The organism is Actinomycetospora succinea (assembly GCF_004363095.1).
GTDB lineage: Bacteria > Actinomycetota > Actinomycetes > Mycobacteriales > Pseudonocardiaceae > Actinomycetospora > Actinomycetospora succinea.
This window is the reverse complement of sequence record NZ_SNYO01000004.1, coordinates 321,459-336,406: the sequence shown is the minus strand read 5'-3', so window position 1 is coordinate 336,406 and position 14,948 is coordinate 321,459. Positions and strand designations below refer to the sequence as shown.

At 72.8% G+C, this 14,948-nt stretch carries 12 protein-coding genes, 1 tRNA gene and 1 other RNA gene; 1 reads left to right on the top strand and 13 read right to left on the bottom strand.

What is annotated here, in order from left to right; genetic code table 11:
- Positions 1-15: 15 nt before the first annotated feature.
- The 12 genes from serB to prfB all read right to left on the bottom strand — a co-directional run bounded on the left by serB (position 16) and on the right by prfB (position 12,630).
- The gene (gene serB, locus EV188_RS16715) at positions 16-1,272 is read right to left on the bottom strand and encodes a phosphoserine phosphatase SerB (RefSeq protein ID WP_133827758.1); all 1,257 of its coding nucleotides are present in this window, start codon (positions 1,270-1,272) and stop codon (positions 16-18) included.
- Between the two features lie 47 nt (positions 1,273-1,319).
- Entirely contained in the window at positions 1,320-3,077 is a 1,758-nt protein-coding gene (gene ctaD / locus EV188_RS16710; RefSeq protein WP_133827403.1) for an aa3-type cytochrome oxidase subunit I, read from the bottom strand.
- A 253-nt stretch (positions 3,078-3,330) separates the two neighbouring features.
- Positions 3,331-3,403, bottom strand: a tRNA-Ala gene (locus EV188_RS16705).
- A gap of 64 nt (positions 3,404-3,467) precedes the next feature.
- The gene (locus EV188_RS16700; protein WP_133827402.1) at positions 3,468-5,063 is read right to left on the bottom strand and encodes a cryptochrome/photolyase family protein; all 1,596 of its coding nucleotides are present in this window, start codon (positions 5,061-5,063) and stop codon (positions 3,468-3,470) included.
- Complete coding sequence (locus EV188_RS16695; protein ID WP_133827401.1) at positions 5,060-6,328, bottom strand: MFS transporter; 1,269 nt, start codon at positions 6,326-6,328, stop codon at positions 5,060-5,062. The genes EV188_RS16700 and EV188_RS16695 overlap by 4 nt, the downstream gene beginning before the upstream one ends.
- A gap of 98 nt (positions 6,329-6,426) precedes the next feature.
- Positions 6,427-7,800: a protein kinase family protein gene (locus tag EV188_RS16690; protein WP_133827400.1), complete on the bottom strand. Its 1,374-nt coding sequence runs from the start codon at positions 7,798-7,800 to the stop codon at positions 6,427-6,429.
- Between the two features lie 187 nt (positions 7,801-7,987).
- Positions 7,988-8,362, bottom strand: a transfer-messenger RNA (tmRNA) gene (ssrA, locus tag EV188_RS16685).
- 67 nt (positions 8,363-8,429) lie between these two features.
- Entirely contained in the window at positions 8,430-9,353 is a 924-nt protein-coding gene (locus tag EV188_RS16680; RefSeq protein ID WP_133827399.1) for an amidohydrolase family protein, read from the bottom strand.
- Complete coding sequence (gene smpB / locus EV188_RS16675; RefSeq protein WP_279536750.1) at positions 9,350-9,862, bottom strand: SsrA-binding protein SmpB; 513 nt, start codon at positions 9,860-9,862, stop codon at positions 9,350-9,352. Before smpB ends, EV188_RS16680 begins: the two co-directional genes overlap by 4 nt.
- A 19-nt stretch (positions 9,863-9,881) precedes the next feature.
- On the bottom strand, positions 9,882-10,784 hold the full coding sequence (ftsX, locus tag EV188_RS16670) for a permease-like cell division protein FtsX (RefSeq protein WP_133827398.1): 903 nt from the start codon (positions 10,782-10,784) through the stop codon (positions 9,882-9,884).
- Positions 10,781-11,470, bottom strand: a complete 690-nt coding sequence (gene ftsE / locus EV188_RS16665; RefSeq protein WP_133827397.1) for a cell division ATP-binding protein FtsE — start codon at positions 11,468-11,470, stop codon at positions 10,781-10,783. Before ftsE ends, ftsX begins: the two co-directional genes overlap by 4 nt.
- A 47-nt stretch (positions 11,471-11,517) precedes the next feature.
- Positions 11,518-12,630, bottom strand: coding sequence for a peptide chain release factor 2 (gene prfB / locus EV188_RS16660; protein ID WP_133827396.1), 1,113 nt, complete (start codon positions 12,628-12,630; stop codon positions 11,518-11,520).
- 131 nt (positions 12,631-12,761) lie between these two features.
- Between prfB and EV188_RS16655 the strand changes: the two genes are divergently transcribed.
- Positions 12,762-13,619, top strand: a complete 858-nt coding sequence (locus EV188_RS16655; protein WP_133827395.1) for an NmrA family NAD(P)-binding protein — start codon at positions 12,762-12,764, stop codon at positions 13,617-13,619.
- Here EV188_RS16655 and EV188_RS16650 read toward each other — a convergent pair.
- Positions 13,616-14,935 carry an MFS transporter gene (locus EV188_RS16650; protein ID WP_133827394.1) on the bottom strand — a complete coding sequence of 440 codons (1,320 nt, stop codon included), beginning with the start codon at positions 14,933-14,935 and terminating at the stop codon, positions 13,616-13,618. The two genes, EV188_RS16655 and EV188_RS16650, sit on opposite strands and share 4 nt — an antisense overlap.
- Positions 14,936-14,948 lie beyond the last annotated feature (13 nt).

The following is a 14,948-nucleotide window of genomic DNA, read 5'->3' as shown; positions in this document are numbered from 1 at the left end:
CAGGAGCCAGCGAGGTCACAGCGGGACCCGGCGCAGCAGCCCTTCCGCCGCGTCGGCCACCTCGATCTCGTCGCGGGTCACACCGAGGATGAACAGCACGGCGTCGAGGTACGGGTACGACAGCGCCGTGTCCGCAGCCGCCGCGACGACCGGCTTGGCGTTGAACGCCACGCCGAGGCCCGCGGCCGCCAGCATGTCCAAGTCGTTGGCGCCGTCGCCGACCGCCACGGTCTGGTCGAGCGGGACCCCGGCCTCGGCGGCGAAGCGCTCCAGCGCGACCGCCTTGCCGGCACGGTCGATCACGTCGCCGATCACCCGCCCGGTCAGCCGGCCGTCGACGATCTCGAGCTCGTTGGCGGCGGAGAAGTCGAGCGACAGGTCCTCGACCAGGCGGTCGATGATCGTCGAGAAGCCGCCCGACACCACGCCGCAGCGGTAGCCCAGGCGCTTGAGCGTGCGCACCGTCGTCCGCGCGCCCGGCGTCAGCTCGAGCTCGTCGGCGACCTCGTCCAGCGCACCGACGGGCAGGCCGGCGAGGGTCTGGACGCGCTTGTGCAGCGACTCGGCGAACTCGATCTCGCCGCGCATCGCCGCCTCGGTGATCGCGCGGACCTCGTCCTCGCAGCCCGCGCGGGCCGCGAGCATCTCGATGACCTCGCCCTGGATCAGCGTCGAGTCGACGTCGAAGACGATGAGGCGCTTGGTCCGCTGCGCGATCCCCACGCGCTGGACGGCGATGTCGCACCGGGCACGGCGGCCGGCGGCGGCGAGCGCCTGGCGCAGCGCCGTGTCGTCGGGCGGGTCGACGGCCGGCATCGAGACGCGCAGCTCGAGCCCGGTCACGGGGTAGTCGGCGATCCGCCGCACCCGGTCGATGTTGACCCGCAGCGTCGCGAGGCCGCGCGCGACCTCGGCGAAGTTCGCGGCGGTGATCGGGCGCCCGAGCACGAGCACGACGTGGGTCGAGAACGGGTGCACGGCCGACGCGTCGCCGCCGGTCTCGACGCTGACCGACAGCCCCAGCGACGGCATCGTCAGCTCCAGCGCCGCCTCGAGGCGGGCAGGGTCACCGGGCAGCGTGACCAGCGCGCTGAGGGTGATCCGGCGGTGGATCGTCGCCTGCTGCACGTCGAGCATGGCCGCCTCGTGCTCGGCCAGCACCGCGAACAGCGCCGCGTTGACGCCCGGGAAGTCCGGACCGGTGACGGTCACGAGGACCGGCACCGGGTCCGGCCCGGGATCCGCGTCGGGCGAGACCGGGTCCGCGAGCACCGTCGCGGGCTCCGGGAACTCGTCGGGGTCGTCGGGAACCGCGCGGCTCACTTGTTCCGGGGGTCGGAGCCGGGGATGTGCTCCTGGCCGGTCTGCCCCGCCGCGGCCTCACCGATGGACGCGTGCCCGCCGCCCACGTGGGCCTCGAGCCGGATGCGCTCGGTGAGGTGCGGGTAGTGCAGCTCGAACGCCGGGCGCTCGGAGCGGATCCGGGGCAGCTCGGTGAAGTTGTGCCGCGGCGGCGGGCAGGACGTGGCCCACTCGAGCGAGTTGCCGTGGCCCCAGGGGTCGTCGACCTCCACCGGGCGCCCGTAGCGCCAGCTGTGGAACGCGTTCCACAGGAACGGCAGCGTCGAGGCCCCGAGGATGAACGCCCCGATCGTCGAGATCGTGTTGAGCGTCGTGAACCCGTCGGTGGGGGCGTAGTCCGCGTACCGGCGTGGCATGCCCTCGTTGCCCACCCAGTGCTGCACCAGGAACGTCATGTGGAACCCGATGAAGGTCAGCCAGAAGTGGAACTTGCCGATGCGCTCGTCCATCATCCGGCCGGTCATCTTCGGGAACCAGAAGTAGATGCCGGCGTAGGTGGCGAACACGATCGTGCCGAACAGCACGTAGTGGAAGTGCGCCACCACGAAGTACGAGTCGGACACGTGGAAGTCCAGCGGCGGGCTGGCCAGCAGGACGCCGGTGAGGCCGCCGAAGAGGAACGTCACGAGGAAGCCGACCGAGAACAGCATCGGTGTCTCGAACGTCAGCTGGCCGCGCCACATGGTGCCGATCCAGTTGAAGAACTTGATGCCGGTCGGCACGGCGATGAGGAACGTCGTGAACGAGAAGAACGGCAGCAGCACCGCGCCGGTGGCGTACATGTGGTGGGCCCACACGGCGACCGACAGGGCCGCGATCGACAGCGTCGCGTAGATCAGCGTCTTGTAGCCGAAGATCGGCTTGCGGCTGAAGACCGGGAAGATCTCGGAGACGATGCCGAAGAACGGCAGCGCGACGATGTAGACCTCGGGGTGCCCGAAGAACCAGAACAGGTGCTGCCAGAGGATCACGCCGCCGTGCTCGGGCGCGAAGATCTGGGCGTCGAGGTGGCGGTCGGCGGCCAGGGCCAGCAGCGCCGCGGTGAGGATCGGGAACGCCAGGAGCACCAGGACGACCGTCACCAGGATGTTCCAGGTGAAGATCGGCATCCGGAACATGGTCATGCCCGGGGCGCGCATGCAGACGATCGTCGTCACGAAGTTGACGCCGCCGAGGATGGTGCCGAGACCGGAGACGACCAGGCCGACGATCCAGACGTCGGCGCCGAGGCCCGGCGAGTGCACGACGTCCGAGAGCGGCGTGTAGGCGAACCAGCCGAAGGCGGCCGCGCCGTCCGGGGTGAAGAACCCGGACACGACGATGATGCCGCCGAACAGGAACAGCCAGTACGAGAAGGCGTTCAGCCGCGGGAACGCGACGTCCGGCGCACCGATCTGCAGCGGGACGATGTAGTTCGCGAAGCCGAAGAGGATCGGCGTCGCGTACAGCAGCAGCATGATCGTGCCGTGCATGGTGAACAGCTGGTTGTACTGGTCCACCGACAGGATCTGCAGACCCGGCTGGGCCAGCTCGGCGCGCATCAGCAGCGCCATCAGTCCGCCGATCAGGAAGAACCCGAACGACGTGACCAGGTACAGGATCGCGATGTCCTTGGGGTCCGTCGTCTTGAGCATCCGCCCGACGAACGACCCGCGCTTCGAGTCCCGCGCCGGGTACGGCGTGGTCGCGATCGGCTTGGGTGCCACGGCGGTCACGAGGGCCTCCTGCTCACGGTGTGTCTCCTCCACCCCGGCGGCCGTCGTCGGCCGCTCGTGCGGACGGGAGGGATCGTAACCGCCATGCGGACCCGTGGCGCGGCGGGTGAGGCGTCCAACGACGAACGGTCGTAGATCGTTCCGGCCCGCGGAGATCGCTCCTGGTCAGGGGCTCCGGGACCGGCAGGGGATCGGCACAGCCCGGAACGACGAAGGACCGCCGCCCGGTGGGCGACGGTCCTCGCGTGGTGGGTGGAGCTGAGGGGACTCGAACCCCTGACCCTCACACTGCCAGTGTGATGCGCTACCAGCTGCGCCACAGCCCCAACGCGACGCAACGTTACACGGCGATGGACGCCGATCGACGCCGGGGGTCCCCCGCCCACCCCGTCAGAAGTCGCGCCTCCCGTGCTCCTGTTCGAGCACCGCGTCGAGATCCTTCAGGCGGTCCATCGTCGCCACCGCGCGGGCCGTGCGCTGGTTGCCCTCGAGGCGTCCGCGGTGGCGGTGCACGAACTGCCAGTAGCCCGCCGTGAACGGGCACGCCTTGTCGCCCACGCGGACCTTCGGGTCGAAGGCGCAGCCGCCGCAGTGGTCGGACATCTTGTTGATGTAGGCCCCGCCCGAGGAGTACGGCTTGGTCGCGAGCTGCCCGCCGTCGGCGTGCTGGCTCATCCCGACGACGTTGGGCGGCATCACCCACGCGAACCCGTCGACGAACGACGTGGTGAACCACTCGGACAGCGCGCTCGGGCGGTACTCGCGCTGCAGCGCGTGGTTGCCCAGCACCATCAGCCGCGGGATGTGGTGCACCCATCCGCGGTCGCGGACCCCGCGCAGGGCCGACGACAGGCACGCCGCGGTGACGCGGTCGGCGTCGAGCTCGGTCCACCAGTCCGGCAGCTTCGTGCGGTGGTCCATCTCGTTGCGCCGCGAGTAGCCCTTCCCGAAGTGCCAGTACAGGTGCCAGATGTACTCGCGCCAGCCGAGGACCTGGCGCACGAAGCCCTCGACGGAGTTCAGGCGGGCGGTGCCGTCGTGGTAGGCCTGCTCGGCGGCGTGCACGGCCTCGAGCGGGTGCAGGACGCCCAGGTTCTGGGGCACGGAGAGCAGCGAGTGCGCCATCCACGGGTCGTCTTCGAGGATCGCGTCCTCGTGCGGCCCGAACGGGTCGAGGCGGTGCTCGACGAACCGCTGCAGGGCCTTCCGCGCCTCGTCGGGCGTGACGGCGAACAGGCGCGGTCCGTCCTCGCCGACGGTCGGGAGGTCCATCGCGTCGAGGTCGCGGCGGACCTGCTCGTCGATCTCGTCCTCGGTGGGCCACCACGGGTCCGGCACCCCGAGCGTCGTCTGCTTCTTCGGCGGGGGCTCCCGGTTGTCGTGGTCGAGGTTCCACTTGCCCCCGACGGGCCGGTCGCCCTCCATCAGCACGTCGAAGCGCCGGCGCTGGTTGCGGTAGAAGTTCTCCATCGTGAACGATTCGCTGTATCCGGCCTTCGGCGCGTCAGCTCCGCTGCGCTGCGTGCCGCCTCCCGCCCAGGACTCGAACTCGGCACGGGGGCGCGCGAACGTCGTCGGCGGCAGCACGGCCGCCACGAGCCCCTCCTTCCGCAGCCGCTCCACGAACTCCACGGCCGTGTGCGACGTCGGCTGGTGCACGACGACCGGCCGCCCGACCTTCTCCAGCGCCTCGCGGTAGGTCTCGGTGCGGTGGTACGTCGCGCGGTCGCCGAGCTCGGCGTCGAGGTGGCGCATGCCCGAGAGCACGAGGTGCAGCTTCTGGCGGTGGTAGCGGCGCCGGCGCAGGACAGCGGCGGACTCGACGAGCACCACGTCGCGCTCCGCGTGCTGCGGCAGCGCGTGCACGGCCGGGCCGAGCTGGTCGCCGAAGAGCCACAGCGGCGCGTCCGGGTCGGCGCCCGCCTCCTCCAGCGCGGCATCGACGCTCTCGGTGTAGGTGTCCTCGACGCCGAAGGGAACGCTCATGCGCGGCGGGTTCCCGCCTCCCCGGGGGGTGAACCGGCGGGCAGGCGCTGCCACGCGACCAGGGCGACCAGCGCGATCACGGCGCTGAGGCCGAAGGCGACGGGGAACGAGGCGTTCTCGGCGAGCGCCCCGGCGGCGATCGGGCCGATGATCGCCCCGACGTCGGCGGCCATCTGGAACCCCGAGAGCGCGGGCCCGCCGCTGCGCCGCGAGCCCACGAGGTCGGCGACGGCGGCGCCCTGCGCGGGCTGCAGGAGCCCGGCGCCCGCCCCGGCGATGGCCGAGGCGCCGAGCAGCACCACGAGCCCCAGGGCGCCCGGCACCTGGGCCAGCGCGATCGACGCGGTGCCGAGGGTGACGAGCCCGAGCCCGGCCATGACGACGGGACGGCGCCCGCGCCGGTCGGAGAGCCCGCTCGTCGCGAGGAGCACGAGGCCGTCCCCGACCGCGAACACCGTCAGCGCGATGCCCGCCCACAGCGGCTCCCGGCCGAGCGCGACGGCCACGAACAGCGGCACCAGCGCCACGCGCACGCCCTGCACCGCCCAGCCGGTGGCGAGGCTCGACACCAGCGCCGCGCGGTACATCGGCACCCGCAGCGCGGCACCGATCGTCAGCGGCGTCTCCTGCGTGCCGTCACGCCGCGCGCCGACCTGCCGCGAGCGCGCGAGCAGCGCCCCGACCACGATCGTCGCCAGCACCAGGGCCACGGCGTACACGACGAACGGGGCGCGCAGGTCGACGGCGACGAGCAGGCCGCCGAACGCGGGCCCGGTGACGCCGCCGAGCAGGAACGCGCCGGTGAACAGCCCGCTCGCCTGGCCGCGACGCCCCTCGGGGGCCAGCCGGAACATCAGCGAGAACGCCGAGACGGTGAACATCGTCGACCCGATGCCGCCGAGCCCGCGGAACACGAGCAGCTGGGTGTAGCTGGTCGCGAGCGCGCACGCGCCGGTGGACGCGGCGACGACCAGCAGGCCCGTCAGGTACATCGTCCGCTCGCCCGTGCGCGCCACGAGCCGGCCCGACACCGGCGCGAACAGCAGCCGCATCACCGGCAGCGCGCTGACCACCGCGGACGCGGCCGTGACCCCGACCCCGAAGCTGCGCGCGAAGACCGGCAGCGCGGGCGCCACGATCCCGTACCCGGCGGCGACGAGGAAGCTGCCCGCGAGCAGCGCCCAGACCTCCCACGGAAGGGTCGCGCGTGCCGAGTCGCCGGGCGGGCACTCGGGGGGACGATCCCGCTGCGGTGCGGCACCCATCGCCTTCTCGGACGCTCCTTCGCGCTCGGGTTCGGCGGCCACGAGCAGTCTGCTCCCCCACCGTCCGGGTCGCCCGGTAGGGGCCCGACGTCAGGTGCTCAGGGAGCGGCGAGCGTGGCCCCGCGCGCCCCACCGGGGCGTGCGGAGGTGGTCGTCGTCGGGCCGGTCGGCTCGGTCGGCCCGGTGGTGGGTCCCGTGGTCGGGCCGGTCGGCGCCGTCGTCGGCGCGACGGTGGTCGGCGGGACCGTCGGCGGCACCGGCGGGAGGACCGGGCCCGGCGCCGTGGTGACGTCGCTGGTGATCGGGCTGCGCGTCGTGGTCCCGCGCGTCGGGGTGTCGTCGTCCTCGTCGTCGTCGCGGGAGACGGTCTCGTCGGAGCCGTCCGTGGTGCTCGACGACCCGGGTGGGGACACGGCGACCGGAGCGGTGTTCGGTCCGGCCGGGGGGGTGAGGTCGGACACGCCGGCCTCCCGGGGCGTGCCCGGGTCCTCACCGGACCACAGCACGAACCCCGACGCGGCGGCGAGCGCGATCGCCGCGCCGCCGAGGGCCGCGAACTGCACCCCGCGCCCGGCGAGGCGGCGACGGCGGCCGGGACGGCCCGGGGGCGCCACGACCGCCACCGGCTCGGGAGCGGGCCGGGGCGCGGCGACGACCTCGGTCGCCCCGGCCGGTTCCGCCGCCGGCGCCGGCGGCGCGACCGGGACGAAGCTCGTCGCGTCCTCGTCGACGTGGCGGAGGACCTCGGCGACGCGGGCCAGGGACTCGGCGGCGCCGCGGGCACCGACGCGGGCGTGCACCATGTCGCCGAGCGCCTGCTGGAGGGCCGGCGCCGCGGGCGCGCTGGGGTCGAGGACCGCGGCGAGCGCGCGCCCGAGGTCGGCGACGTCGTCGTCGGGCCGGCCCGGGGCGGGCACGCGCGGCTCCGCGGTCTCGACGTCCCCGGGACCTTCGCTGCCCTCGGGCGTCACCACCGGCGCCGGGTGCAGGGCGGCGGTGAAGCCGGTGAGCCAGGCGTAGGGGGCGCCCGGGGTGCCGCCGAGGACCAGGCTCGCGGGACCGATGCCGCCGTGGACCACGCCGCGCCCGTGGGCGTGCGCCAGCCCGGCCGCGAGCTGCGCGCCGACCTCGGCGACCGCGATCGGCGCCCAGCGACCGAGGTCGGCCGACGGCTCGAGGACCCGGCCGGCGACGCTCTGGAGCACCAGCGTGCTCTCGGAGCCCTCGGTGAGGCCGTCGACGTCGAACACCTCGACGAGGTGGGCGTGGTGCAGCCCGGCGAGGCGGCGGACCTGCTCGGTGCGCACCACGAGGTCGTCACCGCGGGCCGGCGGCAGCGTCACCATCGCGACCTCGCGGCCCAGGACGGCGTCCAGACCGCGGGTCGCCGCGTCGACCGCGCCGGGCCACGCCACCGGCGGGGGTCCGCCGTCCGGGGACGCGCCAGGGTGGTCGTCGGGCTCCGTGGCCACCGCGCACCCCCTCACCGGGCTGTGCTCCTCCGGACGAGTGAGCACCGGGCGCCTACGGTAGCGCCTGATCTCACGCTGAGTCGACCGGCCTATCGGACAGAGCCGACCGGCCGAAAGCACGAGGTCACCCGGACCAACGACGACGGGCCGGAGAGCGTGTGCTCTCCGGCCCGTCGGTCACCTCGGGTGGTGGAGGTGCCGGGAATCGAACCCGGGTCCTCCGATCAGCAACCAGGACTTCTCCGTGCGCAGTCCGCGTCGTCTCTACTCGGATCCACCGGTCCTGCGGACGGGCCGGTGTGACGATCCCAGTCGCTGTGAGATGTCCCGGACGGGCCCCGCGACCGGGCCCGACGGTGAGTCACCTAGCTGATGCCGGTACCCGGGGCGGTGACGAACCCGGGCCGACAGACCCGCTCTCGCTACTTAGGCAGCGAGGGCGAAGTCGCGCTGATTGGAATCGGCGCTTATATCTTTGCGACGGATGGTTAACGAGATCATCGTCGCCTTCCTCGGCACGCTTCTCCTGGTGAACCACTCGGAGTCGAAACCAGTCACCCCCTCGGTCCCGCACGGTGCGGGCCATCGATCATAACGCGGGGCGCCGCCCGGTTCATCCCGCCCCGGGCTCAGGCCACGCCGAGCAGCCGGGCCGGCGCGTCGTGCAGCACCGAACGCAGGAACTCCGCGCCGAGGCGGTCGTCGGCGCCCGCCCAGCCCGCGATCGCGGCGAGCTGCTCGTGGTAGCCGTAGGGGATGTTCGGGAAGTCGGTGCCCAGCACCACGCGGTCGGCGACGTCGGCGAGCCGCGCGGGCCAGTCGGCGGGGACCGGCGCGAACTCCTCGGTGTAGGGCGTCCCGACCATCGTCGTGTCGATGTGGACGTTCGGGAACCGGTCGAGCAGCTTCAGTGTCCTGTCGTACTCCGGCAGCCCGGCGTGCGCGATCACCGCGGTGAGCCGCGGGTGGCGCTCGAGCACCTCGACGAACACGTCCATCCCCGTGTACGTGCCCTGCCGCGGGCCGTCGCCGCAGTGCACGATCGCCGGCACGCCCGCGTCGGCGACCAGGCCCCACGCCCGGTCGAGCCGCGGGTCGCGCGGGTCGAAGTCGCCGACCTGGACGTGCACCTTCACCGCCCGCGCCCCGGCCGACAGCGCGTCGCCGAGGTAGGTCGTGACGGAGTCCTCGGGGAAGAGCGTCGCGGTCGGGACCGCCTCGGGCACCTCGGCCGCCCACTCCAGCGCCCACGACGTGAGCCACGCCGCCATGTCCGGCTTGTGCGGGTAGACCAGCGGCGCGAACGTCCGCACCCCGAACCCGCGCAGCAGGTCGATGCGGGTCTGCTCGGGCTCGCGGTAGTGGATCGGCCACGCCATGCCGTAGTTCTTCTCGGCCTGGTCGAAGAACGCCCACACCTTCTGCAGCATGCGGTCGGGCAGGAAGTGCACGTGGATGTCGACCAGCCCGTCGACGCCCGTCGCGGCCACCCAGGCCGGGATGTCGGCGTCGTCCACCGGAGGGGTGGTCAACGGATCGCGGGCCGGGCTCACCACCCCTTGATCCGCCGCCCCACGATCTGCTCCGCCTCGCGCTTGGCGTCGCGCTCGGCCATCGCCTCGCGCTTGTCGTGCTTCGCCTTGCCGCGGGCCAGCGCGAGCTCGACCTTGCAGAGCCCTCCGCTGAAGTACAGCGAGAGCGGCACCAGGGTGTGCCCGGTCTCGCGCGTCTTGCCGACCAGCCGGGCGATCTCGGACTTGTGCAGCAGCAGCTTCCGCACGCGCCGGGGCTCGTGGTTGGTCCAGGAGCCGAAGTCGTACTCCTGGATGTGCAGGCCGCGCAGCCACACCTCGCCGTCGCGCACCTCGCCGTACGCGTCGTTCAGCGACACGTGCCCGGCGCGCAGGCTCTTGACCTCGGTGCCCTGCAGCGCGATCCCCGCCTCGTAGACGTCGAGGATCGTGTAGTCGTAGCGGGCCTTGCGGTTGGTGGCGACGACCTTGCGCCGCTCCTCGGGGCGGTTGCTGCTGGCCTTGTTCGGCAACGTCTTCGTCTTCGCCACAGCGTCCACCTCCTGCCGATCAGGTCCTGACGTACAGCCTCAGGGTCACGTACCCCGTGGCGGTGGCGATCACCGCGCCGACCACCACCAGTACCGGTCCAACGTAACCGAGCACGTCGCTCATCCCGATCGGCGGGATCGTGTTGGCGAGCAGCCGCCCGGACAGCACGCGGTCGAGGAAGAACGCCTTCGCCGCGACGAGCCCGCCCGTCGCGAGCACGGCCCCGACGACGCCGGTGACCACCGCCTCGATGAGGAACGGGACCTGCGTGTACCAGCGCGTGGCGCCGACGAGCCGCATGATCCCGACCTCGGTGCGCCGGGTGAACGCCGAGAGCTGGATGGTGTTGGAGATCAGCAGCAGCGCGGCGAGGGTCTGCACGATCGCGAGCCCGAACGTCAGGTTGCGCACGCTGCCGAGGAACGAGAAGAGGTCGGCGACGGTGCTGCGCTGGTCGACGACGATGCGCACGCCCGGCCTGCCGGTGAACTGGTCGACGATCTCGGTGCCGCGCAGCGGGTCGTTCATCGTCACGCGCAGCGTCGCGGGCAGGCTCTGCGGGCGCACGAGCTGCAGGATCGACTGGCCCGCGTAGATCCGCTGGAAGCGCGCGAACGCGGCGTCGCGGCTCTCGTACTCCACCGACGAGACCAGCGGGTTGCCCTCGAGCTGCGCGCGCAGGTCGCGGCACACCGGGGTCGAGCAGTCCGGGTCCTCGGCGCTGGTCGGCTCGTCGAGGGAGACCTGGACCGCGATCAGCGAGTAGTAGAGGTCCTCGGTGCGGTCGATCGTGCGCACCGCGAGCAGGCCGGCGCCGAGCAGCCCGAGCGAGATCGCGGTCGTGATGACCATGGCGATCGACATCGTCAGGTTCCGCCGCAGCCCGGCGAGGGCTTCCCTCCAGACGAACAGCACGGTCAGCGCACCGTCCCGTACACGCCGCGGTCGTCGTCGCGCGCGAGCTTGCCGCTGGAGAGCTCGACGACCCGGCGCCGCATGCTGTCGACGATCTGGCGGTCGTGGGTGGCCATCAGCACCGTCGTGCCGGTGCGGTTGATCCGCTCGAGCAGCGTCATGATCCCGCCGGCCGTCTCGGGGTCGAGGTTGCCGGTGGGCTCGTCGGCGAGCAGCACCAGGGGCCGGTTGACGAAGGCGCGGGCGATCGCGACCCGCTGCGCCTCGCCGCCGGAGAGCTCCGAGGGCATCCGGTCGGCCTTGCCGCCGAGGTCGACCATGTCGAGCACCTCGGGGACCACCGTGCGGATGGTGTGCCGCGGCTTGCCGATCACCTCGAGGGCGAACGCCACGTTCTCGCCGACCGTCTTGTTCGGCAGCAGCCGGAAGTCCTGGAACACGCAGCCCATCCGCTGGCGCAGGCGCGGCACCCGCCGGCGCGCGAGCCGCCCGACGTTCCAGTTGGCGACCCAGACCGTGCCGCCCGACGGGACGTCCTCGCGCAGCAGCAGGCGCAGCAGCGTCGACTTGCCCGATCCGGACGGCCCGATGAGGAAGACGAACTCGCCCCGCTCGACGCCCATCGTGACGTCGTCGAGCGCCGGCCGCGTGGAGGTCGGGTAGACCTTCGAGACGTTCTCCAGCCGGATCACGGCCCGTGATGCTACTGACGCGCTGTGATCTCCCCGGGCGGGGTTCGTTACGCGGCGTCGGACTGCTTGCGCCAGCGGATGCCGGCGTCGAGGAACCCGTCGATGAAGCCGTCGAGCACCTGCGTGGTCTGCGACGTCTCGTGGTTGGTCCGCAGGTCCTTGACCATCTGGTACGGGTGCAGGACGTAGGACCGCATCTGGTTGCCCCAGCTCGAGCCGGAGTCCTTGAGCGAGTCGAGAAGCGCCTGCTCCTCCTCGCGGCGGCGCGCGAGCAGCTTCGCCGCGAGCACCGCCATGGCCGACGCCTTGTTCTGCAGCTGCGAGCGCTCGTTCTGACAGGAGACGACGATGCCGGTGGGCAGGTGGGTCAGGCGGACCGCCGAGTCGGTGGTGTTGACGCCCTGCCCGCCGGGGCCGCTCGAGCGGTAGACGTCGACGCGCAGGTCCTTCTCGTCGATCTCGACGTGGTCGGTCGACTCGACGACGGGCGCGACCTCGACGCCGGCGAAGCTCGTCTGGCGCCGGCCCTGGTTGTCGAACGGCGAGATGCGCACCAGCCGGTGGGTGCCCTGCTCCACGCTCAGCGTGCCGTAGGCGTAGGGCGCCGACACCTTGAAGGTGGCCGACTTGATGCCCGCCTCCTCGGCGTACGACGTGTCGTAGACCTCGGTGGGGTAGCCGTGGCGCTCCGCCCAGCGCAGGTACATCCGCATGAGCATCTCGGCGAAGTCGGCGGCGTCGACGCCACCGGCCTCGGCGCGGACGGTGACCAGCGCGTCGCGCTCGTCGTACTCGCCGGAGAGCAGCGTGCGGACCTCGAAGGCGTCGACGTCCGTCTTGAGCGACTCGCGCTCGCCGTCGGCCTCGGCGCGCAGCTCGGTCGCGTCGGAGCCCTCGGACTCGTCGGCCATCTCGTAGAGCGTGCCGAGGTCGTCGAGGCGCGAGCGCAGGGACTCGGCACGTCGCAGGTCGGCCTGCTTGTGCGTGAAGTCGCTGGTGAGCTTCTGGGCGGTCTCGACGTCGTCCCAGAGGTCGGGGGCGGCGACCTGCTGCTCGAGCTCGGCCACCTCACGCCGCAGACCCTCGAGGTCCATCGCCGCCTCGACGCTGTCCAGGGAGGCGGCGAGGTCCTTCAGCTCGGTCGCGGTCGTGTCGTCCACTCCCCCAGCGTAATCGCCCGGTGCGGGGCGGCCCGCGACCCTGACGAGAGCACTGCTCTTGCCACGCGGGCAGGCCGGTGCCATCCTCGCTTTCGAGAGCAGTGCTCTCGCACGACCCGAGGAGGCACACGATGAGCACGGACATCCTGGTCACCGGCGCGACGGGCGCCACCGGCGCGGCCCTGCTGACGGCCCTCGCCGCGCGGGGGACGACGCCGCGCGTCATGGTCCGCGAGGCGGCGCAGGCCGAGCGCTTCCCCGGGCACCGGACCGCGGTGGCGGACTTCGACGGTCCCCTGGACGGCGCCCTCGACGGGGTCGACGCCGCCTACCTCGTCACGCCGTCGTCGGAGCGGGCCGCCGAGCGCCAGATCCGCTTCGCCGACGCGGCCGTCGCCGCCGGCGTGCGGCGCCTCGTCGTGCTCTCCCAGTACGCCGCCCGCCCCGACTCACCGGTGCGCTTCCTGCGCTGGCACGCCGCGGTGGAGGCGCACCTGACGACGCTGCCGATCGAGTCCGTGGTGCTGCGGCCCAACCTGTTCCTCCAGGGCCTGCTCGCGTTCGCCGGGCCGATCGCGCACACCGGCCGGCTCGGCGCTCCCATCGGCGACGCCGCGGTCAGCGCCGTCGACGTGCGTGACATCGCCGCGGTCGCCGCCGCCACGCTCGTCGAGCCGGGCCACGCGGACGCGACCTACACGCTGACCGGCCCGCGCGCCGTGACCCACACCGAGATCGCCGAGGCGCTGGGCGCTGCGACCGGGCGCCCCGTGGCGTTCGACGACGTCGCGCCCGCCGCGTTCGCCGAGGCGCTGGCCGCGTACCTGCCGCCGTGGCAGCTCGCGGGCCTCGTCGAGGACTACGCCCACTACGCGCGGGGCGAGGCGGCGACGGTCGACCCCGCGGTCGAGCAGGTCACCGGCCGCCCGGCGATCGACCTCGTGGACTTCGCGCGCGACCACGCGTCCGCGTTCGCGGCCGCCGCCTAAGCGCCGACGACGAACGCCTCCCGCTCCGCCGCCGTCCCCTCGCGCATCGCGAGGACGGCGGCGAGCGTGATCAGGCAGACGATCACCATGTACACCGACACCGACAGCGAGGTGCCCGTGGCGCCGATCAGCGCCTGCGCCACCAGCGGCGCGAACCCGCCGCCGAGCACCGCGCCGACCGCGTAGGCGAACGAGGCGCCGCTGTAGCGCACGGCGGCCGGGAAGAGCTCGGCGTACGCCGCGGCCTGCGGACCGTACGTCAGGCCAAGACCGACGCCGAGCACGACGACGGCGAGCAGCATCCACGGCAGCGACGCGGTGTCCAGCAGCAGGAAGAACGGGAACGACCAGACGAGCAGCAGGATCGTGCCCACGAGGTAGACGCGGCGCCGGCCGACGCGGTCGGACCAGGCCCCGCTCCACATGATCGCGACGCCCCACACCACGGCGCCGGCGATCCCGACCGCGAGCATCGTCGCGCTCGACAGCCCGAGGACCCGCGTGCCGTACGACGTGATGAAGGCGATCAGCAGGTAGCCGATCATGTTGTTGGCGATGAACAGCCCGATCGCGACGATCAGCGCCCGCGGCTGGTCGCGCAGCACGGCGAGCATCGGCGACGACCGGCGGGCCCGCTGGTCGCGCAGATGCTCGAACACCGGGCTCTCGTCGACCTTGAGGCGCACGAAGAACCCCACGCCGACCAGCACGATCGAGAGCAGGAACGGGATCCGCCAGCCCCAGGACAGGAACTGCTCCTTGGTGGTCGACGTGGACACCGTGAGGAACACGAGGTTGGCGAGGATCAGCCCGATCGGCACGCCGACCTGCGGGTACGTGCCGAAGAAGCCGCGCCGGCCGGGCGGGGCGTGCTCGACGGCCATCAGCGCCGCGCCGCCCCACTCGCCGCCCGCGGACAGGCCCTGCAGCAGGCGCAGCACGAGCAGCAGGATCGGCGCGGCGACGCCGATCGAGGCATAGGTGGGCAGCAGGCCGACGCCCGTCGTCGCCAGGCCCATGATCAGCAGGGTGGCGACGAGCATCCCCTTGCGCCCGAGCCGGTCGCCGAGGTGGCCCGCGATCACCCCGCCGAGCGGGCGCGCCACGAAGCTGACCCCGATCGTCGCGAACGAGGCCAGCAGCGCGGTGGTCGGGTCGAGCGCGGTGAAGAACAGCTGGCTGAACACCAGCCCCGCCGCGCTGGCGTAGATGAAGAAGTCGTACCACTCGACCGTGGTGCCGACGAGGCTCGCGACCGCCACCCGCCGGACGGCCGCGGGGTCGGTCGTGGACGCGGTGGGTGGGGTCTGCGTCATGCGCGGACGGTAG